Raw genomic sequence first — 21,212 nt, 5'->3', positions numbered from 1 at the left:
GTGGCTGTGCTGCTGTGTCGCTCATTGTCGTGGTGGTGTTCGGTGGTGCATCTCGCGGGTGTGAGAGTCGGTCGGTCCGAACGCCGGGTCGCCGGGCGAGAAACGGCTCGCCCGCGGGCGTTCGTCGATGCGTGGCGTCGGTGAGGAAGGGGTGGTGTAGGGGGTTATACCCCTACAATAATCGGCGCGACGGCTCCGGCGACGTCGGCTGTCGTCGGGACCGCGGTGTGCCGTCGCATCTCGGCTCGACCAACGCGACCGGGGTATAAATCCCTGTCGGGGAGCGGAACCGGCGACCCGATTCCGGGCGGCAGATCGGGTCGAGACCCCCCGCGGCGCCGCGTCAGACGGCGGTCGCTCGGCGGGCTCCCCGTCCAGGGAGGCGGCCATCAGATCCTGACCTCCTCCTCGTCCTCGCGGTCGATGTCCGCCTCCTCGGCGAACCGCTCGACGTCGCCGGCGGTCACCTGGCGCTTGCCGGAGCCGTACTCCTTGACGCGCTTAGTGATGCGCCGGACCTCGCTGTCCGTCGGGTCGAAGCCGGCCTCCACCAGGTGCTTGCGCACGCTGTGGGTGCCCGTGTGTTTGCCGAGGACGAACTCGCGTTCGGCCCCGACCATCTCCGGGGTCATCACGCCGGTCTCGAACGTGTCGGCGTTCTCGATGACGCCGGCCGCGTGGATGCCCGACTCGTGGGCGAACGCGTTCCGCCCGGTGACGGGCTTGTTCGCCGGCACCGGGATGTCCGAGGCCTCCTCGACGATCCGGGCCAGCTTGGTGATCTGGGTCGTGTCGATGCCGGTGTCGACGCCGTACACCGATTCGACCGCCATCACGACCTCCTCGTAGGCGGCGTTGCCGGCGCGCTCGCCGATCCCGTTGACCGACACCTGCGCCTGCTCTGCCCCGTTTTCGAAGCCGGTGACCGCGTTCGCCGCGGCCATGCCGAAGTCGTCGTGGGTGTGGACGTCGACGCGAGCGTCGGTGGCCTCGACGACGGCCTTCACCGTCTTCCCGAAGCTGGTCGGCATCGCCACGCCGCACGTGTCCGGGATGTTGATCCAGTCGGTGCCCGCGTCGCTGACCGCCTCGACGATCTCCCGCAGGTAGTCGGGGTCGGTCCGCGTCGCGTCCATCGGCGAGAACATGCACTCGACGCCGGCGTCTTTCACCTGCTCGACGGCGTCGACGGCGCGCTGTTTCGCCTCCTGCCGGGTCGCGTGCATCGAGTCCTCCAGCTGTACGTCGCTGGTGGAGACGAACACGTGGACCATCTCGACCCCGGAGTCGATGGCGGCGTCGATGTCGCCCTCGACGACCCGGGCCAGTCCGCAGACGGTGGTGTCCGTCGCGGCGGCGATGTCGCTTACCGCCTCGAACTCCGCGTCCGAGTTCACCGGGAACCCCGCCTCGATGACGTGGGTGTTCATGTCGTCCAGCGTCGCCGCTATGCGGCGTTTCTCGTCGTAGCTGAACGACGTGCGCGGTGACTGTTCACCGTCTCGTAACGTCGTGTCGAAGATCCGGACAGGACCGATATCGATGTTAGAAGCTATCGTGCCCTGGAAGAACTCGATCCGCCGGGGTGTCCGACGAAGCCTCCGTGATGTCTGTCATCGACTGTCGAAAGCACGGTCGAGAACTTAACACTTGTGCCGATCACAAAAACGACCCGCCGAGTGGACCTCACCGATCGAACGAAGAGTGCGAAAACCGCACGACACCAACGGGATGATATTACCTTAAACACATTATACACAAACCCAGACGATCGAGTGATGTGGTTTCGGAACCCGATTAATAAGGCTGATCGACGTTCGTTTCGTTCCGCTCGAGGGCGGCGCGCGGTCGCCGCGGGGTCTGCATGCGATCGAAGAACGCCGGTCGGCGCGGGATCCGCATGCGATCGAAGGCGCGAGTCGACGCGGGCGATCCGACCGGCTCTATCTCGGACTGCGCCTCAGTCGTCGTTCGTCCACGCGGAGAAGCCGCCCTCGATCAGCGTCTCGGACTGCCGGTCGATGTACTCGCGCTGGGTGTCGTGGACCGCAGTCTCGAAGTCGTCGCCGGCGTCGAGGCGCTCCCGGACGCGGTCCCGCTTCCAACTCGCCGGCGTCGTCCGGTTCGCCACCCGCCAGCGGAGCGGGGCGAGCCACGCCGCGGCCTCCTCGTCGGGACAGCCCGCCGTCCGCAGCCCCGCCTCCGCGTGGTCGAGGAGGTCGGTGTACAGCGCCTCGGTGTCGGTCGTCCGCTCGCCGTCGAGTCCGACCCACTCGATGTCGGCGTCGAGCCCGTCGGCGACCGCGGCGTAGAAGTTGTCTCGGGCGGTCTCCCAGTCGAGTCCGATGACGGGGTGCTCGCGCTGCGGGAGCGCCTGCATCAGCCCGGCGAACGCCCCCTGAAAGGCGATGGAGTCGCGGACGGTGGGCTGGCCGGGAATGGGGCGGAACTCGATCCGGGCGTTGGCGCTCGACCGGCTCGCGCCCTCGAAGACGGGGCGGACCCACCGCCAGTAGCTGCCGTGTTTCGTCCGGAACGTCGCGAACTCGTCGTCGAACCGGTCGGTGCCGTCGGGCTCGGGCATCGGGATGAGCGTCTCGTCGCCCGCGATCCGGTCGACCGCGGTCTCGACGTCGTGGAACTCCCGCGGGAACCGGACTTTGCCCTTCTCGGTCCGCGCGTTGAGAACGGACTCGAACACGTGGATCCGGTTCTCCGTCGCGCCCTCCGCGAGGACGCGCTCGCCGTCCCAGTCGTCGTCGTACAGCTCCGGCGGGAAGAAGGGGGAGTTGACCCCGAGCGCGAGCAGGGGGCCGGCGATCCGAAGCGCGTACCGGAAGTGCTCCGGAAGGGTCTCTGCCTGCCCGACCTGGTAGTGGGGCTGTATCGACGTGATGAGGCTCTCGGGCATCACCGTGTCCGCCTCGAGCGACACCCCCGGCGCCTCGACGACGGTCCCGCGCTGGCGGTCCTCGCCCGTGTTCGCCATCGCGTGGTACCGGACCGCGTCGCTCATGTTGACGGCGACGGTGATCCCGTCGACCTCGACGCTGTCGGTGAGGTACTCGCGCGCCGTCTCGCCCGCGGGCGGGATGGTCCAGAGGGCGTCCGAGACGAGCCGCATCCCCTCGACGCCGGCGGTGTTCTCCGCGGCCTCCAACCGCGCCCGGACCTCCGCGAGCTGCGCCCGGAGGCCGTGGTCAGAGAGCGGCTGGGGACTCGTCGACATCTCGGCGTTGTGGAGCCCGAGCTCCTTCTCGAACCCCATCAGCTCCAGCAGGCGACGGGGGACTCGCATCAGGGCGTACTCGCCGGCCCGGGACTCCTCGCTCCAGCGCCCGTCGGCGACCGCGTAGAACTCGTACTCGAAGCCGACGATCGACTGGTGGTTGTCGAAGGCGCCGTCGCGGAGCGCCTGCTTGACGACCTCCGCCTCCTCCTCGGTGCGGGCGTCGAACTCCTCGGGGTCGACCGCGAGTGCCTCGCGGACCCCGTCGGCGAGGGCGGACTCGGTGCTCATGGAACGGTCGACGACCCCGGCCGGTAAAAAGGCCTACGCCCGATCGGCGGCGTGGGAGCGGTCGGCACGCGGCGCGTCCGCGCCGATATCGACCCGTATCGGGGCGCTTTTGCCGAGCGACGGCCGACTGCGCGCATGGAGTTCGCAGCGTTCGCCGAGCGCGCGGAGCGACTGGCGGCCGAGCCCGGCGACATCGAGACGACTCGGCTCGTCGCGGACCTGCTCGCGGCCGCCGAGGGAGCCAGCGAAACCGACGACGACAGCGACGACAGCGACGAGCTCGCGACGGTAGCTCGGTTCCTGCTCGGCCGCGTCTTCCCGGCGCACGACACCCGGACGCTCGACGTGGGACCGGCCCTGTGTCGCGAGGCGATCGCCCGCGCCGCCGGGCCGAACGTGACCGCCGCCGACGTGGAGGAGCGGCTCGCCGAGGAGGGGGAGATCGGCGCGGTCGCCGCCGGGTTCGAGTTCGGCGGCCAGCGCGGGCTCGCCGCCTTCGGCGAGGGGCGCGATCGGCTCACCGTCGCCGCGGTCGACGCGGAGCTGCGCGAGCTGGCCGCCGCCGCCGGCGACGGCAGCGAGTCCCGCAAGCGAGACGCGCTGTTCGGGCTGTTCAATCGGTGCGAGGCCGCCGAGGCGAAGCTGCTCGCCCGCCTCGTCCTCGGCGAGATGCGACTCGGCGTCGGCGAGGGCGCCGTGCGCGACGCGATCGCGGAGGCCTTTCTCGCGGCCGACGGCGACGGTGAGGCCGGCGGCGACGAGGAGTGCGATGCCACCCCCGATAGCGACGCCGACGGCCCGACGCTCCGCGCAGGCGACGAAGCGGTCGGGGTCGTCGAACGCGCGCTGCAGGTGACCAACGACTACGGGCGCGTCGCGGTCCTCGCCCGCGACGAGGGCCTCGGCGGCCTGCGCGGTGAGGAGCTGGAGGTGGGTCGTCCGGTCCAGGCGATGCTCGCGCAGGCCGGATCGGCGACCGACGCGGTCGAGGCGTTCGGCGAGGTCGCCGTCGAGACGAAGTTCGACGGGGCGCGGGTGCAGGTCCACTACGTGCCCGAGTCCGGCGGCGAGGAAAGAGACAAGCTCGGCCCGCGGATCTACTCCCGGAACATGGACGACGTGACCGACGCGCTCCCGGAGGTCGCCGAGTACGTCGAGGCGCGCATCTCCGACCCGGTCATCCTCGACGCCGAGGTCGTCGCGGTCGACGACGACGGCGGTCCGCTCCCGTTTCAGGAGGTGTTGCGGCGCTTCCGGCGCAAACACGACGTGGACCGGATGCGCGAGGAGGTCGGGCTCCGGCTCCACGCGTTCGATTGCCTCCACGCGGACGGTAGGGACTTGCTCGACGAGCCGCTCCGCGCCCGCCACGACCGCCTCGTCGAGGCCCTCCCCGACGCGGCCGCAGGCGTCGAGTTCGCGGACGACCCGGCGGCGATCGAGGCGGCGGAGGCGGCCGCGCTCGACGCGGGGCACGAGGGCGTCATGCTGAAGAACCCCGAGTCGGCGTACACCCCCGGCGACCGCGGGCGGGACTGGCTCAAGCGCAAGCCCGACGTGGAGACCCTCGACGCCGTCGTGGTCGGCGCGGAGTGGGGCGAGGGGCGCCGCGCGGAGCTGTTCGGGACGTTCCTGCTCGCCGTGCGGGCGGGAGACGGCGAGTTCGCGACCATCGGGAAGGTTGCGACCGGACTCACCGACGAGGCGCTGGCCGACCTCACCGAGCGGCTCGAGCCCCACGTGGTGAGCGAGGACGGGACCGAGATCGGAATTCGCCCCGAGGTCGTCCTCGAGGTCGGCTACGAGGAGATCCAGACCTCGCCGACCTACTCGTCCGGCTACGCCCTCCGATTCCCCCGCTTCGTCGGTGTGCGCGAGGACAAGTCGGTCGACGGCGCCGACTCGCTGGAGCGCGTCGCCCGGCTCGCCGGCGACGGCGACGCGGAGTAGCCCCGCCGGAGCGTCGAGAGCCAGCCGGGGCAGACCGCGTCGGCCGAGCGCGGCTCCGCGCGCGAAACGGGCTTCACCGTCGGGCCCCTAGTGACGCTCATGCTAGGCCCGCTCGGGGACGCGGCGCGACGGCGGCTGACGGACGCGGCCGCGGCCCGGCTCGTCGAGGACGGGTACGAGGTCGAGTGTCCGGGGACGAGGGCTGAGCCGCCGGCGGTGGCGACCCGACGAGACGGCGATCCGCCGTTCGCGGTCGAGCCGCTCGCCCCGGACGACGCGACCGCGACAGTGATCGCCTCGCGGCTCGCTCACGCCATAGACCGCGACCGTCGCGCCTGTTTCGTGGTCGACGACGAGGCGACCGCAAAGACGGTCCGCTCGCTGCTCACCGACCCGCCGCTGCTCGTCGCCGAGCGCGGCGGTCGACGGACGTTCCACGCGGGTCCGGACCGGATCCCCGTCGCCGGCGGCGGATATGCCTGCGTCCGGTTCGACGGGCTCGGCGAGCCGACGTTCGCGTGGCGCGAGACCGACACACCGGCCGGACCGGTCCCCTCCGGCCCGGGCGTCGACACCGGCGGCGTCGACGAGGCGGGTCGGCCGGCCGTTCCCCGGCTGGTCTGCGAGGTCGACGGGCGGGTCGTCGCGGTCCTCGCGGGCGTCGAGAGCCTCCGGGAGCCCCCCACCGAGGCGTTCCCGTACGCCTACAGCCGACACGCCGACGACAAGCGGTTCCGGGTGCGGCGCGGCGACGACGGCGCGGTCACCGAGAGCGCTAGCGGCTTCGCGCCGATGCGGGCGGCGGGCTACGTGCCGATTCCGATGCCCATCGTTCCGGAACACGTCCTCGGCCCGGCGTTCGGACCCGATCGCGACGGCGGCGACACCGCCCGGTCCGACCTCGGCGACGCGTGGGACCTGCTCCGGGTCGACCCGGTCGACGCCGCATAGCCACCCTCAAGACGCCCGCCCCCGGATCGGGACCCATGACCGTTCGGTACGACGACTTCACTGTGGAGTGGCTCGGCTACGCGACGGCGCGACTGGAGCCGGAGGACGGCCCGGTAGCCTACACGGATCCGGGGCGATACGGCGTCCTCGACGACTACTGGGCGCGCGACGGCGACCTCGTCGTCGTCACCCACGACCACCACTACGACCCCGACGGAATCCGGTCGGTCGCGCGCGAGGACGCGACGCTCGTGATCTACGAGGCGGTCGACCCCGCGGGGATCGACCGCGACGTGGAGTCGATCGCGTCGCTCGCCGACGACTACGACGTGATCCGCGTGGACGACGAGGCCCGCGTCGACGTGTCGACCTCGGCCGGCGAGGTCACCGTCTGGTCGGTCGCCGCGTACAACGACCCCGAGGGGCCGAACGCCGGGCCGGACGGCTCGGTGACGCACCCGCGGGGACTCGGCTGCGGGTTCCTCCTCGGGCTCGGCGACCGCACCGTCTTCTGGCCCGGCGACTCCGACGCGCTCGACGGGTTCGCGGAGCTCGACGTCTCGGTCTTCCTCGCGAACATCGGCGGCGGGGGGATCGTCTCCGACCGCCACGCGAGCGCGGAGCTGGCGGAGGCGATGGACCCGGAGCTCGTCGTCCCGATCCACTACGACACCTTCGAACAGCTGGAGGCGGACGGCGAGGCGTTCGCGGGCGACGTGGCCGCGCGCTCGATCCCGGTCGCGCTCGACGCGCGCTCGGCGAACCAGTAGCGCTCCGAGGCGGCCCCACGGCGATCGCCGCTCGTCTGAGGGTGCGAAAAATTCGAGCGAAAGCCTCCCGCTTCGGCGCGGGAAGAGCGTCGAGGCGGGTCTAGGGCCGCCGCGCGATCAGTGTCGCCGCGAGCGCCGCGATCAGGGCGGCCACGACGCCGAAGCCGGGCGCTTGGCTCTCCGATCCGTTGTCACTGTCCGTCGTCCCATCTTCGCCGTCCGTTGTGCCGTCATCACCGTCGCTCGTCCCGTCATCACCGTCGCTCGTCCCGTCATCACCGTCGCTCGTCCCGTCATCACCGTCGCTCGTCCCGTCATAGCCGTCCGTCGTCTCCTCGCCGTCCGTCTGCAGCTCTTCGACCGCGGTCGACAGCGTCTCCGTCGACTCGATCACGCTGCGCGGGGCGGGCTGGTTGAGGTAGTTCACGTTCATCACGGCGTAGTTCCCCTCGGTGCCCGCGGTCGTGCTGGCGTACGGCTCCTCCTCGAGGATCCGCGCCTCCGGGTCGGTGACGAGGATGAGCTCGGGGTCGGTCTGGAGAATGACCTCGCTCGAGAGCTGCGGGTAGCCGTCGCCCTCCGAGGCCGCGACGTTGTTCACGCCGCCGATCTCCATGATCGAGTCGATGAAGGTGTTGTTCGCTGCGACGTAGCCGTCGCCGAGCGGGTACAGCGCGTTCGGGCGGTCGAGGTCGGCGGTCCGGCTCTCGGCGTCCGCGACCGCCTCGTTCATCTCCGCGTTCGTCTCGGCGGCGCCCTCGCAGTTCCCGACGAGCCGCCCGGTCGTCTCCGTCTTCTCAGCGATGTCCTCGACCGACGTCGCCGCGTCGAAGTGGTACACCGTGAGGTTCTGCGCGCGGAGGTTCTCGGCCACGCTCGCGGAGGACGCGTTCGGGACGAGCACGAGGTCCGGCTCGGTGTCGACGACGCGCTCGACGCTGACGCCGAACCCCTCGGCCGAGACGTTCGCCCGCTCGTCGGCCCCGTCGAGGTAGGCGGCGTACTGCGTCACGCCGACGACGCGGTCGCGCGCGCCGATCTCCCAGAGCGTCTGCGCCGCCGACGGGTTCGTCGTCGTGATCCGTTCGGGACGCTCGTCGAGGGTGACCGTCGTCCCTGTGGCGTCGGTCAGTTCGACGGGGAACTCGCACGCGTCGTCCGTCTGGCGGACGTCCGACCCGTCGGTCGGGCCCTCGATCGTCGGCGACTGGACCGTCGGCGACTGGACCGTCGGCGACTCCGTCGTCGGCTGTACACCCGCGGCCGGACCCGCGACGCCGCCCACGAGGGCGGTCGTCACGAGCAGGGCCATCGCGATGACGTACCTGTCTCGCATCGCATCGACGACGGCGCTCGTCCAATAAGTATTTACCTACTACAAGTTTTGTTGGAGAACGAATGAGTGCTTGGGGTCGATCCGCGGGCTGGTCCGCCGCGTTGGCGGCGGCGCTTGTCGCCGTGGTGGTCGCGAGCGCCGCGATCGGGCCCGTTCGAATTCCGCCGATTGAGGTGGTGAAAGCAGTGTTGAACGCGGTCGTCGTCCCGGCCGGCGTCGAGACGACCCCGCAGTGGGTCGGGCCCCTGATGCTCCCGAGCGTCGACCTCGCGTATCGGTCCCCGTTCGCGTTTCCCGTCAACGGGGTGCACGAGCAGATCGTCGTCGGCGTCCGGCTCCCGCGGATCCTCATGGCCGCGCTCGTGGGGTTCGCGCTCGCGGCCGCCGGCACGGTGATGCAGGGGTTCTTCCGGAATCCGATGGCGGACCCGTCGATCATCGGGGTCTCTTCGGGCGCGGCGGTCGGCGCGGTCGCGTTCATCGTCTTCCCCGTCGCGCTGTCGGCGACCCTGACGCTCCCGGTCGTCGGCGCGGTCGACCTGGCCCTCTCGCACGGCGCCGGCGTGAGCCTCTTCGCGTTCGTCGGGGCCCTCGTCGCCGCCTTCGGCGTGTACGCCATCGCGACGCGGCACGGGCGGACCCCGGTCGCGACCCTGCTCCTCGCCGGCGTGGCCGTTCAGACGTTCCTCGGCGCGGTCATCTCGTACCTCCAGCTGCAGGCCGGCGAGTCGCTCCGCCGGATCGTCGCGTGGCTGATGGGCCACCTCTCCGGCGCCGCGTGGAGCGACGTCGCGGTCACCGCGGTCGTCGTGCCGCCGCTGTTCGGGGTTCTGTTGGTGTACGCTCGCGATCTCAACGTCATGCTGCTCGGCGAGGAGGAGGCGCGCGGCCTCGGCATCGCGGTCGAGCGCACCAAGCGGATCCTGCTCGGCGCCGCCGCGCTGATCACGGCCGCGGGCGTCGCCTTCGCCGGCGTCATCGGCTTCGTCGGCCTGATCGTTCCGCACATGCTCCGACTGGTCGTCGGTCCGGACCACCGCGTCCTGCTCCCGAGCGCCGCGCTCGCGGGCGGGTCATTCCTCGTCGCCGCCGACACGATCGCCCGCGCCGGGAGCACCGAGCTGCCGGTCGGGATCGTTACCGCGGCGGTGGGCGCACCGTTCTTCATCTACCTGCTCATGACTCGGGAGGTGCACGAGCTGTGACCGCCGAATCTCCGACCGTCAGCGGCTCGGAACGCTTCACGGGCGACGACCCGGCGCCCGGCACTGCCGACGACTCGGCGCCCGACACAGCCGACGACTCGGCGCCCGACACAGCCGACGACTCGGCGGCCTCCGCCGTCGACCCGGCCGGCGACACACCGCCGATCGAGGTCAGCGACCTGTCCGTCTCCTTCGGCGACGTCCCCGTTGTCTCGGGCGTCGACCTCCGAGTCGAACGCGGGTCGCTCGTGGGGCTCGTCGGGCCGAACGGCGCGGGGAAGACGACCGTCCTCCGGGCGATCAAGGGGACGCTCTCACCCGACGCCGGCGAGGTCCGGCTCGACGGCGACCCCGCGGAATCGCTGTCCCCGCGCGAGGCCGGGCGACGGGTCGCCAGCGTCCCGCAGGGGACGAACCTCGCGTTCGACTTCCGGGTGCGACAGATCGTCGAGATGGGCCGGACGCCGCACCTCGGCCGGTTCGACGGTCACGGTCCCGACGACGAGCGCGCGGTCCGCGAGGCGATGGACGCGGCGGACGTCGCTCGCTTCGCCGACCGGGCGATCACCGAGGTCTCCGGCGGCGAGCGCCAGCGCGTCCTGCTGGCGCGGGCGCTGGCGCAGGAGACCCCGTCGCTGCTGCTCGACGAGCCGACGGCGAGCCTCGACGTGAACCACGCGGTCCGGACCCTCGAACTCGTCAGGCGCCTCGTCGACGACGGGCGCGCCGCGCTCGCAGCCATCCACGACCTCGACGTGGCCGCGCGGTACTGCGACGAGATCGTCGTCCTCGCCAACGGCGGCGTCCGAGCCGCCGGCCCGCCCGAGGCGGTGTTGACGGCAGAGACGCTCCGGGACGCGTTCGGCGCCGAGACGTTCGTCGGCGAGAACCCGGCGACGGGGTCGCCGACGGTCACCGCGTTCGACGAGGCCGACGGTGAGGGGCCGAGAGGCTCGCTCGGCTCGCGCCGCGTCCACGTCGTCGGGACGGGGCGACCGGCGGCGCGGGTCGTCGCGCGGCTGTCCGCGGCGGACCACGCCGTTTCCGTCGGCGTGGTCCCCGAGGGCGACGCGGCCGCCGGTGTCGCGGTCGACGCGGACGCTCCCGCCGTGACGGCGCCCCCCTTCGCGGCGGTCCCGCCCGAGCGACGGGACGAGGCGACCGCCCTCGCGCGGGAAGCCGAGGTGACGGTCGCGGTCGGGAAAACCGGGGAAACCGGGGAAGCCGAGGCGGAGTCGGCGAGCGAAAGCGAGGCGAACGCGGCGGTACTGGCGGCCAGCGACCGGATCGTCCGTATTAGCGGCGACGCCGACCGCGGGGTCGACGAGGACGAGCTGCTCGGCGCGGTGCACGGGGGGAGCGGGGGTGACTTGACCGGCGAGGGCGATCTGGCCGGTGAAGGCGATCAGGTCGGCGAGGCCGGCGACATCGACCTGCCCGATCGACGAGACTGACCGGAAAACTCCGCCGAGACGGTACCCGTCGCTAGCGGCGGTGAAAACGAGTATGAATGGCGGACAGGCGGGATAGCCCGGCGTTCCGGCGCGGGGTATCCCGGTTGCCTTCTCCACCCCGCGACCCGACGAGCGACGGGCGTTCGGCGATGGGCTGCTCGCTTCCGCGCCTGACCCGGTGTCGCCGACGAACCGCGACGGACCGCTCCTGCGAGCGGGCGTCGCGGACCGCTGTCCCCGGCGGACGAGGCTTCCACGTTGGCTCTCGGGGCCCGCGCCGGTCAGACCGGACGCACCCGCTGTTCGGTCCCCGCTAAAGACTACCTCACGGGTGACGAGCGGGGCCTAACCGCCCGACCTAGTCCACTTCAGGATACACGTCACCAACTTAAGGGCCTTTCGTTCGGAAGACATCGGCACGCGTTCGGGGTTCACCGACGGGAAGCGACGGGGAGCGACGCTATGCCAACAGCCCGCGGGCGTACGCCGCGGCGGCCACCGGTATCGGGACGGAGAGCGCGACGACGACGCGGGCGTGCCACACCAGCCAGAGGTTGTCGCGGAACATCGGGCTGGGCTCGATCCCCAGCGCCCACGTCACCGCGCTCAGGGTCGTCGCGACGCCGAGGACGACCGCGGCGCCGGCGAGCGTTCCGGGGTCGAGGTTCCCGCGCTCGACGGAGGCGATGACGACGACGCTGAGCAGCGCGAAGAGGGCGATTCCGGCCGCGCCGACGATCCCCGAGGCGTAGTAGTCGGCGAGCTGTGACGCGTACGCTCCCCCCGACAGGACCGCGTACGGCGCGGCGAGCGCGAGGACGGTGACGACGCCGGCGGCGATCCCCACCCGACGGGAGATGTCGCGGAACTCCATGTGCGAGGCTCGGTGAGGGACGGCGGTAAAAGGACCGGATCGAGGCGAGGCGCGAGGGAGGCGTCGCTGAGGACCAGCGCGCTCCCGTACCGTTTTGAGTCGCCGGCGCGGAACGGGATCCATGACACTCGACGTCGATCCGCCGGAGCCGCCAGAACTCGCCGCCGTGGACCCGAACGAGTACGAGGACGCGGAGGTCGCCGGCGGCGAGTACCGCCGCGACGAGCTGGAGGCGTTCCTGCGCGAGGGCGCCTGGGAGGAGGCGTTCGCGGAGTGGGCCGCGGGCAGCGACATGGACGAGGCGGACTGGCGGATCGCGCTCGACCTGGAGTTGGTCTCCCGGTTCGACTTCTTCTGGGACGACTTCGCCGACCGCGTCGGCTATCACGCCCCCGGACTCCCCGAAGACTGGAAGGAGCGCGACCTCCACCCGGAGCTCGACTCGTGGGGCACCGTCTCCGCTATTAACGCGGGGCTCACGGAGCTCGGACAGATCGTCTGCGAGACGCTGAAGGAGGAGTACATCGATTGGGAGGCCGAGTTCGAGGCGCCCGACGACCTACCGGACTTCGAGACGTAGCGCGGGACGCCCGCGACGCACCGCGGTGGGACCGCCCGGTGCGTTCCTCGACCACTCAGTGCCCCCAGAGGTTCCCGTCCGGGTCGTACCGCGCGTCCATGATGCGGTCCCACTGCGCGTCGGACATCTCGAGGTCGGTCGCGGCGACGTTCTCGGCGAGCTGGTCCGTCGTGCGCGCGCCCACGATGGGGACGCAAGTGAACTCGTCCCACTCGGTGAGCCACGCGAGCGCGGTCTGTGCCGGCGTCGCGTCGAGCTCGTCGGCGACCTCGCGGACCGCGTCCAGCACCTTCCAGCCGCGCTCGGAGAGGTAGAAGCGCTCGAACCGGTCGTCGAAGCTGGCCCGCGAGCCGTCCGGCGCGATCACCTGCTCGGGGTCGTCCGGGTCGGCGCGCTCGTACTTGCCCGTGAGGAACCCGCCGGCCAGCGGGGAGTACGGGCAGACGGCGAGGTCCTGATCGGCACACACGTCGAGGTACCCCTCGACGTCCTCGTAGTAGCCGGCGTGGTGGAGCGGCTGGACCACGTCGAACCGGGTGTAGTCGTTCGCGTCGGCGGTCCACAGCGCCTTCGTCAGCTGCCACGCCGCCATCGTCGACGCGCCGAGGTAGTGTACCTTCCCCTCCGAGACCAGCTCGTCGAGGACGCGCATCGTCTCCTCGATCGGCGTCTCCTCGTCCCAGCGGTGGATGTAGTAGACGTCGAGGTAGTCGGTGTCGAGCCGGTCGAGCGTCCCCTCGACCTGCGCTCGGATGTGCTTGCGGCCGAGCCCCGAGTCGTTGGGACCGGGCTCGCCGCGCCCGTCGAACGGGAAGTACACCTTCGAGGCGATCACGTAGTCCTCGCGGTCGCGGTCCGCGAGCCACTCGCCGATGTACTCCTCGCTCGTCCCGTTCGGCGTCCCGTACACGTTGGCGGTGTCGATGAAGTTGACCCCGTGGTCGGCCGCCGCGTCGAGGAGATCGTGCGCCTCCTCGCGGCCCGTCTCGACGACGCCGTTCGTTTCCCGCCCGAAGCGCCACGTCCCGAAGCAGAGCTCCGAGACGGTGAGTCCCGTGTTGCCGAGCCGTCGGTAGTCCATACGGGCGGGTCTCGGCCGCGGTTTATAAAGCGTGGCGGCAGCGGCGGTCGGCGCGGTCGATCGGCTGACCGGTCGGGGGAATCACCGCCTCGCCAATCCGTGCCACACAGACGCGTAACTCCGTCGTATTCAAATATCCGCGTCAAGACCGATCCGTATGGACGATATCGACGACCAGTATACGCCCGCGGACGTCGAGTCCGGGGTCGACGAATACTGGGACGACACCGGCGCCTACGAGGCGGCGAAGGAGGCGCACGCCGACGACCCGCCCTTCTTCTTCGTGGACGGCCCGCCGTACACCTCCGGGCAGATGCACCTCGGCACGGCGTGGAACAAGACGCTGAAGGACGCGATCATCCGCCACAAACGGATGACCGGCCACCGCGTCACCGACCGCCCGGGATACGACATGCACGGGCTCCCGATCGAGGTGAAAGTCGAGGAGGAGCTCGGCTTCGAGAACAAGCGGGACATCGAGGAGTACGGGATGGAGCCGTTCATCCAGAAGTGCAAGGAGTTCGCCCTGGAAAACCGGGCGGCGATGGACGAGGACTTCAAGTCCATCGGCGTGTGGATGGACTGGGAGGACCCCTACGAGACGATCGACCCCGAGTACATGGAGGCCGCGTGGTGGGCGTTCTCCGAGGTCGCCGAGAACGGGCTCGTCGAACAGGGGAAACGATCGATCTCGCAGTGCCCGCGGTGTGAGACCGGGCTCGCCAACAACGAGGTCGAGTACGAGGACGTCGAGGACCCTTCCACCTACGTCAAGTTCCCGCTCGCGGACCGCGAGGGAAGCCTCGTCATCTGGACGACGACGCCGTGGACGATCCCCGCGAACACCTTCGTCGCCGTCGACGAGGACCTCACCTACAACGCGGTCCGCGCCGAGAAGGGCGGCGAGAGCGAGCTCATCTACGTCGCCGAGGAGTGCGTCGAGGACGTGCTCGGCGAGGGGCGCTACGAGGAGTACGAGGTCGAGGCCGAGCTGACGGGCGCCGACCTCGTCGGCTGGGCGTACGACCACCCGCTCGCCGACCGCGTCGCCGAGTACCCGGACTTCGAGGGCGCCGGGCAGGTGTACGCCGCCGACTACGTCGAGGCCGACCGCACCGGCCTCGTTCACTCCGCGCCGGGCCACGGGGAAGAGGACTTCCACCGCGGCACAGAGCTCGGACTCGACATCTACTGTCCCGTCGGTCCCAACGGCGAGTTCACCGAGGCCGCTGGGGAGTACGCCGGCCAGTTCGTGCGCGACGCCAACGACGACATCGTCGACGACCTGGTCGCCGACGACCACATGCTCGCGCACGGCACCGTGGACCACAGCTACGGCCACTGCTGGCGCTGTGACACCGGGATCATCCAGCTGGTCACCGACCAGTGGTTCATCTCGATCACGGACGTGAAAGACGAGCTCCTCGAGAACATGGAGGACTCGGAGTGGCACCCGCAGTGGGCCCGAGACAACCGGTTCCGCGACTTCATCGAGGACGCGCCCGACTGGAACGTCTCCCGGCAGCGCTACTGGGGCGTGCCGATCCCGATCTGGGTGCCGGAGGACGCCGAGGCCGGGAACCTCGACGAGGACATGATCGTCATCGGCACGCGCGAGGAGCTCGCCGAGCGCGTCGAGGAGTACATCGACCCCGAGTCGATCGACCTCCACCGCCCCTCCGTCGACGGCCTGAGTATCGTCGAGGATGGGACCACCTACCGCCGCGTCGAGGACGTGTTCGACGTGTGGCTCGACTCCTCGGTCGCCAGCTGGGGCACGCTCGGGTACCCGAGCGACGAGACCGCCCACGACGAGCTGTGGCCCGCCGACTTCATCGTCGAAGCGCACGACCAGACCCGCGGCTGGTTCTGGTCCCAGCTCGGGATGGGAACCGCCGCAGTCGGCGAGATCCCATACGAAGAGGTGCTGATGCACGGGTTCGCCAACGACGAGGACGGTCGCAAGATGTCCAAGTCCGTCGGCAACATCGTCACCCCGGAGGAGGCTATCGAGCGCGCCGGCCGCGACCCCCTCCGCACCTACCTGCTGAGCCACGACCAGCAGGGGGTCGACCTCGCGTTCGAGTGGGACGGGCTCGGAGAGATCCAGGGGAAGCTCAACATCCTCTGGAACGTGTTCCGCTTCCCGCTGGAGTACATGGAGCTCGACGGCTACGACCCCGCCGACGCCTCCCTCGACGACGGCGAGCTCGAACTCGTCGACGAGTGGGTGCTCTCCCGGCTCCAGTCCGTGGAGGCCGAGGTCGAGGAGGCGTGGGCCGACTACCGCGTCAGCGACGCCGTCAACCCGGTGATCGAGTTCGTCACGCAGGACGTCTCGCGGTTCTACGTGAAGGCGGTCCGCGACCGCATGTGGGAAGAAGCCGACTCCGCCTCGAAGCGCGGCGCCTACGCGACCCTGGCAACCGTTCTCGACGAGGTAATCCGACTGCTCGCGCCGATCGCGCCGTACCTGACCGAGCGCATGTACCAGACCCTCGACGGCGAGGCCACCACCGTGCACCAGCTCGACTACCCCGAGCTGGACGAGGACCTTCGGGACTCCGAGCTGGAGCGCGACGTGGCCGTCCTCCGCGACGTGGAGGAGGCCGCGGCGAACGCCCGCCAGCAGGCCGGCCGCAAGCTCCGCTGGCCCGTGCCGCGCGTGATCGTCGAGAGCGACGACGACGAGGTGACCGCCGCTGTCGAGCGCCTCGCCGACCTGATCGGCGAGCGCGTCAACGCCCGCGCGGTGACCGTCACCGACGCGTTCGACGAACTGGTCGAGACCGCCGAGCCGCAGATGGGCGCGATCGGTCCGGCCTTCGGCGCGGACGCACAGAAAGTGATGAACGCGGTGCAGGGCGCGACCCGCGCCGCGGTCGAGGGCGGCGAGGTGACCGTCGACGGCGAGCCGGTCGAACTCGGCGACGAGATGGTCGAGTACGTCGCGGAGCCGCCGGAACACGTCTCCGGCGCCGACTTCGACGGCGGCGCCGTCTACGTCGACACCTCACTGACGCCCGAGATCGAGTCCGAGGGGTACGCTCGCGACGTGATCCGCCGAGTTCAGGAGATGCGCAAGGAGCTCGACCTGGACGTGGAGGCCCGGATCCGCGTGGGCGTCGCGGTCGACGACGACCGGGTCACCGGGTTCGTCGACGAGCACACCGACCTGATCGCCGGCGAGGTGCGCGCCGACGCGTGGCTTGACGACCCGCGCGACGCCGCAGACGGCGAGGGCGGACTCGTCGAGGAGTGGGAGGTCGAAGACGTCACGGTCACGATCGGTATCGAACCGGTCGCGTGACGACTTGAACAGCGGTTCACGCGACCGATAGCACGCTACGCGCAGGATCACACGATCACCGTCCGCCGATCCGACCGATAACTGATCGGGCTACGTGTTCTCGCCGCTGTCGTGCGAAACGTTGCCATCCCGAAACCTATAGGTGACTTCTTTACTCACGGTCGTACATGCATGTCCGGGCGGCCCGGCCCGACGATGCGGAAGCGCTGCGGACGGCAGTCTCGCGGGCCCGCGAGGCGACCGTCTTCGACGACATTGGAGCCCCCCTTCTCGACGTGTCCGCCGCGGGCGTCCGCGAGGCCGCCGCGGAGGCCGAGTGGTCGTTCCTGATGGAGGACGACAACGGGCCGGTAGGCGTCGCCATCGCCCATCCGGACCCGACGGAGGCGACCGACGGACCGGGGGACGCAGGGGGGGACGGCCGGGAGGCCGAACTCCTCGCGCTGTGGGTCCACCCGACCCACGCGGGCGAGGGCGTCGCGGCCGAGCTGCTCTCCCGCGTCGCGTCGTCGGTGAGCGACAGCGGCGTCGAGACGCTTCGCGCGAGCGTTCCCACGGACAGCCCCGGCGCCACCGAGTTCTTCAGCGCGCACGGGTTCGCCCACCGAGGCACCCGTCGCGGCCCGGCCGGCGACGAGTCGCTCGTCGTCGCCGACGTCGACGCGCTCCGGTGACGAGCGCCGCGGCCCGGCGGCTCGGCGACGCGGGGGCTCCTTATCGCGCCCGTCTACCGAAAGGAAATATCCGTCTGGGCCGAACCGACCGTCCAGAGCTTACTTCAGTCGTTCTTGCAGGAAGGAGGGATGCGCGGCGGTGACGCCGTCCACGCCGAGGAGCTTCTCGGAGATGACGTTGCCGAGTTCGTCGCCGTCGCCGGCGCGGACCTCGGCCATCAGCATGTGGTCGCCGGAGGAGGTGTACAGCGCCTGCACCTCGTCGAGCTCCTTCAGCTCCCGCGTCGCCCCCACGTACTGTCCCGAGTCGACGTCCATCCCGACCATCGCGATCGACTGCGACGAGAGCTTCTTCGGGTCGATCTCCGCGGAGTAGCCGACGATCACGCCCTTCTCTTCGAGGCGGTCGATATACTTCCGCACCGTCGGCTTCGAGACGTCTGCCCGGTCGGCGATCTCCGCGCAGGACGCCTGCGCGTCCTCCTCTAACACCGACAGGATCCGTTCCTCCGTCGATACCGTACTCATGACTACTGCTTTGTCACCACGGAAAAAATACCTTGCGAACCGAAAAACGAGACGAACGGACGGCGAACCGCGGCGGGATCGGCGAGCGATCCCGGTCTACGCCGGCGTTAGGCGTGTTTGTCGAGGAACTTTTCGTGGGAGCGCTCCCACTCGTAGTCGTCGTCCCAGTAGCGCTCGGCCAGCGGCTCTTCGGGCATCTCGCCGATCGCCTGCTTCTCGGCGCCGTAGGACGGGCGGTCGTCGTCGACGTAGTAACGACCGGTGAGGACTTTCCCTTCGTGGAGCGCCTCCTCCGTCTCGCGCATCATCTCCGCGGCCTCGACCTTGTCGGTCGTGTCGAAGTCGTAGTCTTCCGACTCCTGCACGTCGATGTACGGGACGTACTGCCGCGCGTCCTTGTTCCAGGTCGGACACTGCGTGAGGAAGTCGACGTGCGCGAAGCCGTCGTGCTCGATCGCCTCGATGATGATCTCCTTCGCCTGGTTCGGGTTGACCGCGGCCGTGCGAGCGACGTACGAGGCGCCGGCGTTCAGCGACAGCGAGAGCGGCTTGAGCGGCTCCTTAGCGCTGCCGTGCGGCTGCGTCTTCGACTTGTGACCCTTGGGGCTCGTCGGGGAGGTCTGTCCCTTCGTGAGCCCGAAGATCTCGTTGTTGAAGACGATGTACGTCATGTCGTGGTTCTCCCGGGCCGTGTGCAGGAAGTGGTTCCCGCCGATCCCGTAGCCGTCGCCGTCACCGCCGGCGGCGATCACTTCGAGGTCGGGGTTCGCGAGCTTCGCGGCGCGGGCCACGGGCAGCGAGCGCCCGTGGATCGTGTGGAACCCGTACGTGTCGAGGTAGCTGTTCAGCTTGCCGGAACAGCCGATCCCGGTACACAGGAGCGTCTCCTCGGGCGAGCGGCCGACCTCGGGGAGCGCCTGCTTGAGCGCCTTCAGGACGCTGAAGTCACCACAGCCAGGACACCAGGTCGGCTGCGGCTCGACGTCGGGAGTGTACTCGTCGCGGTCGATCTCTCGCTCCTCTCCGATTGCTGAAAACGTGCTCATTGGTTAGTCACCTGCGGCTGGGACGAAGGTGGTCTGGTGGCCGGACGCGTCGCCGTCGCCCTCGATGATCGCGGCCTCGAACCCGTCGACGACCTCGGCGGGCTCGAACGGGTTCCCGTTGTACTTCAACAGGCTCGACAGCCTCTCGCCGTAGCGGCCGAGGTTCTTCTGAACGAGCCCGCGGAACTGTCCGGACGCCGTCATCTCGACGACGAGGACTTCGTCGACGCTCTCGATGAACGCCTCGACCTGTTCGGTCGGGAACGGCAGCATGTCGGAGACGCCGTACGACTTCACCGAGACGCCGGCGTCGTTGAGGCGACCGACCGCCTCCTCGACGGTGCCCTGCTGGCTGCCGAACGTGAGGATGCCGTACTGGGCGTCCTCGGGGCCGGCGTACGAGCCGGTGTCCTCGGTGTCGAGGTCGGCGCGGATCGCCTCCAGCTTCTGGGTCCGCCGGTCGATCTGCGCGACGCGGTTGTCCGGCGACTCCTCGATGTGGCCGGTCGGGCTGTGCTCGTTGCCAGTCGCGAGGAAGCGACCGCCCTTCTGGCCGGGGATCGAGCGCGGGGAGACGCCGTCCTCGACGTCGTGCTGGAACCGGTGGAACTTCCCGTCGGTCGAGTGGGGCTCGTCGGCGAGCGCGTCCTCGGAGAGCGTCTTCCCGAGCGTCGGGTTGGGCTCGCGGTCGAAGTGGCTCTTCGGGACGTTGGTCATCTCGCCGCCGAGCTTCTGGTCGTACAGCAGGATCGCCGGGATCTGGTACTCGTAGGCCAGCCGGAAGGCGATCCGCGACTGCTCGTACGCTTCCTCGACGGTCCCGGGCGCCAGAACGACGCGCTGGGAGTCGCCCTGCGAGGTGTACAGGACGTGTTCGAGGTCGGACTGCTCCGGCTTCGTCGGCATTCCGGTCGACGGACCGGCGCGCATGGCCTCGACGAGGACGACGGGCGTCTCCGTCATCTCCGCGAGCCCGAGCGGCTCCGACATCAGCGCGAAGCCGCCGCCGGAGGAGCCGGACATGGCCTTCACGCCGGCGTGGGAGGCCCCGACCGCGAGCGCGGCCGCGGCGATCTCGTCTTCGACCTGCTCGGAGATCCCGCCGAGCTCCGGCAGGTTCTGGGTCATGATGGTGAACACTTCGGTCCACGGCGTCATGGGGTAGCCGGCGATGAAGCGGCATCCCTCGTCGATGGCGCCGTAGGAGATGGCGTCCGAGCCCGACATGAGCAGCTGCGTCTCGTCGTGCTCGCCGGTCGGTACCGACACGTCCGGAGCGTCCACGTCGTACTCCTCGCGAACCTGGTCGTAGGCGGTTTCGAGGATCTCCAGGTTCGGTTCGAGGATCTTCTCCGGCATCGCGTCGCGCATCAGGTCCTCGACGTGGTTGAGGTCCATGCCCGTCAGGGCGCAGGTCGCGCCGACGCCCGCGGTGTTGCGCATGACCTCACGACCCATGTCGCGGGCGAGCCCGCGGAGGTCGAGGGGGAACACGTGCCAGTCGTTCTCCTCGGCGCGCTCCTCGAAGTCCGGGATCTCGGATGCGTCGAGAAGCCCCTCGTCGTACACGATGACCCCGCCCTCGCGGAGTTCGTCTAGGTTCTCCGAGAGCGGCTTGATCTCCTCGTTCCCGTAGACGGATTTCTCCTGCGGGTTGCGGGCGAACGAGTCGCCGAGTGCGAGCAGGAAGTTGTACCCGTCTCCCCGGGATTCCACCGGGTCCGCAGAGGCCCGGACCTCGGTGTAGGTGTGACCCCCGCGGATGCGGGACGGATAGTGGCGATGCGTGAACACGTTGAGCCCCGATCGCATCAAGGCCTTTGCGAAGTTCTGGCTCGTCGAAGCGATCCCGTCGCCGGATCCCCCCGATATCCGCCAGATGAGTTCGTCGTCAGTCATAGTGGTATGTGAGCCCGTGAGGGCCTAGTAGGTT

The 21,212-nt window shown here is 70.0% G+C and carries 16 protein-coding genes and 1 other RNA gene; 8 read left to right on the top strand and 9 right to left on the bottom strand.

Annotated elements, in window-relative coordinates:
- Positions 1-389: 389 nt before the first annotated feature.
- Together C468_RS12995 and C468_RS12990 are read right to left on the bottom strand one after the other, a co-directional pair.
- Positions 390-1,577, bottom strand: a complete 1,188-nt coding sequence (locus C468_RS12995) for a LeuA family protein (RefSeq protein WP_449272021.1) — start codon at positions 1,575-1,577, stop codon at positions 390-392.
- 383 nt (positions 1,578-1,960) lie between these two features.
- Entirely contained in the window at positions 1,961-3,520 is a 1,560-nt protein-coding gene (locus C468_RS12990; RefSeq protein WP_008849359.1) for a hypothetical protein, read from the bottom strand.
- Between the two features lie 135 nt (positions 3,521-3,655).
- Here C468_RS12990 and ligA point away from each other — a divergent pair, with 135 nt between their 5' ends.
- The 3 genes from ligA (at position 3,656) to C468_RS12975 (ending at position 7,191) form a co-directional block, all read left to right on the top strand.
- Positions 3,656-5,470, top strand: a complete 1,815-nt coding sequence (ligA, locus tag C468_RS12985; RefSeq protein WP_008849358.1) for an ATP-dependent DNA ligase LigA — start codon at positions 3,656-3,658, stop codon at positions 5,468-5,470.
- A gap of 99 nt (positions 5,471-5,569) precedes the next feature.
- On the top strand, positions 5,570-6,421 hold the full coding sequence (locus tag C468_RS12980; RefSeq protein ID WP_008849357.1) for a hypothetical protein: 852 nt from the start codon (positions 5,570-5,572) through the stop codon (positions 6,419-6,421).
- Between the two features lie 35 nt (positions 6,422-6,456).
- Positions 6,457-7,191 carry an MBL fold metallo-hydrolase gene (locus C468_RS12975; RefSeq protein ID WP_008849356.1) on the top strand — a complete coding sequence of 245 codons (735 nt, stop codon included), beginning with the start codon at positions 6,457-6,459 and terminating at the stop codon, positions 7,189-7,191.
- Positions 7,192-7,291: 100 nt separating this feature from the next.
- On the opposite strand, the gene C468_RS12970 is transcribed toward C468_RS12975, so the two are convergent.
- Positions 7,292-8,527: a PGF-CTERM-anchored ABC transporter substrate-binding protein gene (locus tag C468_RS12970; protein ID WP_008849355.1), complete on the bottom strand. Its 1,236-nt coding sequence runs from the start codon at positions 8,525-8,527 to the stop codon at positions 7,292-7,294.
- A gap of 62 nt (positions 8,528-8,589) precedes the next feature.
- Here C468_RS12970 and btuC point away from each other — a divergent pair, with 62 nt between their 5' ends.
- Together btuC and C468_RS12960 are read left to right on the top strand one after the other, a co-directional pair.
- Positions 8,590-9,732 (top strand): vitamin B12 ABC transporter permease BtuC, encoded by a 1,143-nt coding sequence (gene btuC, locus C468_RS12965; RefSeq protein WP_049912219.1) that lies wholly within the window; start codon positions 8,590-8,592, stop codon positions 9,730-9,732.
- Complete coding sequence (locus tag C468_RS12960; RefSeq protein ID WP_008849353.1) at positions 9,729-11,186, top strand: ATP-binding cassette domain-containing protein; 1,458 nt, start codon at positions 9,729-9,731, stop codon at positions 11,184-11,186. Before btuC ends, C468_RS12960 begins: the two co-directional genes overlap by 4 nt.
- 57 nt (positions 11,187-11,243) lie before the next feature.
- Here the strand turns inward: C468_RS12960 and ffs are convergent.
- Positions 11,244-11,555, bottom strand: an RNA gene (ffs, locus tag C468_RS17600) — signal recognition particle sRNA.
- A 91-nt stretch (positions 11,556-11,646) separates the two neighbouring features.
- Positions 11,647-12,060 (bottom strand): DUF7548 family protein, encoded by a 414-nt coding sequence (locus tag C468_RS12955; protein WP_008849352.1) that lies wholly within the window; start codon positions 12,058-12,060, stop codon positions 11,647-11,649.
- A 121-nt stretch (positions 12,061-12,181) separates the two neighbouring features.
- Here C468_RS12955 and C468_RS12950 point away from each other — a divergent pair, with 121 nt between their 5' ends.
- Positions 12,182-12,640 carry a hypothetical protein gene (locus C468_RS12950; RefSeq protein WP_008849351.1) on the top strand — a complete coding sequence of 153 codons (459 nt, stop codon included), beginning with the start codon at positions 12,182-12,184 and terminating at the stop codon, positions 12,638-12,640.
- Positions 12,641-12,695: 55 nt separating this feature from the next.
- Here C468_RS12950 and C468_RS12945 read toward each other — a convergent pair whose 3' ends face one another.
- Complete coding sequence (locus tag C468_RS12945) at positions 12,696-13,721, bottom strand: aldo/keto reductase (RefSeq protein ID WP_008849350.1); 1,026 nt, start codon at positions 13,719-13,721, stop codon at positions 12,696-12,698.
- A 157-nt stretch (positions 13,722-13,878) separates the two neighbouring features.
- Here C468_RS12945 and ileS point away from each other — a divergent pair, with 157 nt between their 5' ends.
- Together ileS and C468_RS12935 are read left to right on the top strand one after the other, a co-directional pair.
- Complete coding sequence (gene ileS, locus C468_RS12940; protein ID WP_008849349.1) at positions 13,879-17,031, top strand: isoleucine--tRNA ligase; 3,153 nt, start codon at positions 13,879-13,881, stop codon at positions 17,029-17,031.
- A gap of 167 nt (positions 17,032-17,198) precedes the next feature.
- Positions 17,199-17,705: a GNAT family N-acetyltransferase gene (locus C468_RS12935; protein WP_008849348.1), complete on the top strand. Its 507-nt coding sequence runs from the start codon at positions 17,199-17,201 to the stop codon at positions 17,703-17,705.
- Between the two features lie 99 nt (positions 17,706-17,804).
- Here the strand turns inward: C468_RS12935 and lrpA1 are convergent, their stop codons facing one another.
- From lrpA1 to C468_RS12920, 3 genes are all read right to left on the bottom strand, one after another.
- Positions 17,805-18,233 (bottom strand): HTH-type transcriptional regulator LrpA1, encoded by a 429-nt coding sequence (gene lrpA1, locus C468_RS12930; RefSeq protein ID WP_008849347.1) that lies wholly within the window; start codon positions 18,231-18,233, stop codon positions 17,805-17,807.
- A gap of 107 nt (positions 18,234-18,340) precedes the next feature.
- The gene (locus tag C468_RS12925) at positions 18,341-19,279 is read right to left on the bottom strand and encodes a thiamine pyrophosphate-dependent enzyme (protein ID WP_008849346.1); all 939 of its coding nucleotides are present in this window, start codon (positions 19,277-19,279) and stop codon (positions 18,341-18,343) included.
- Between the two features lie 3 nt (positions 19,280-19,282).
- Positions 19,283-21,178, bottom strand: a complete 1,896-nt coding sequence (locus C468_RS12920) for a 2-oxoacid:acceptor oxidoreductase subunit alpha (RefSeq protein WP_008849345.1) — start codon at positions 21,176-21,178, stop codon at positions 19,283-19,285.
- Between the last annotated feature and the right edge of the window lie 34 nt (positions 21,179-21,212).

The sequence above is a fragment of the Halorubrum kocurii JCM 14978 genome (assembly GCF_000337355.1).
GTDB classification, from domain to species: domain Archaea; phylum Halobacteriota; class Halobacteria; order Halobacteriales; family Haloferacaceae; genus Halorubrum; species Halorubrum kocurii.
This window is presented reverse-complemented; position numbering and strand designations above follow the sequence as displayed.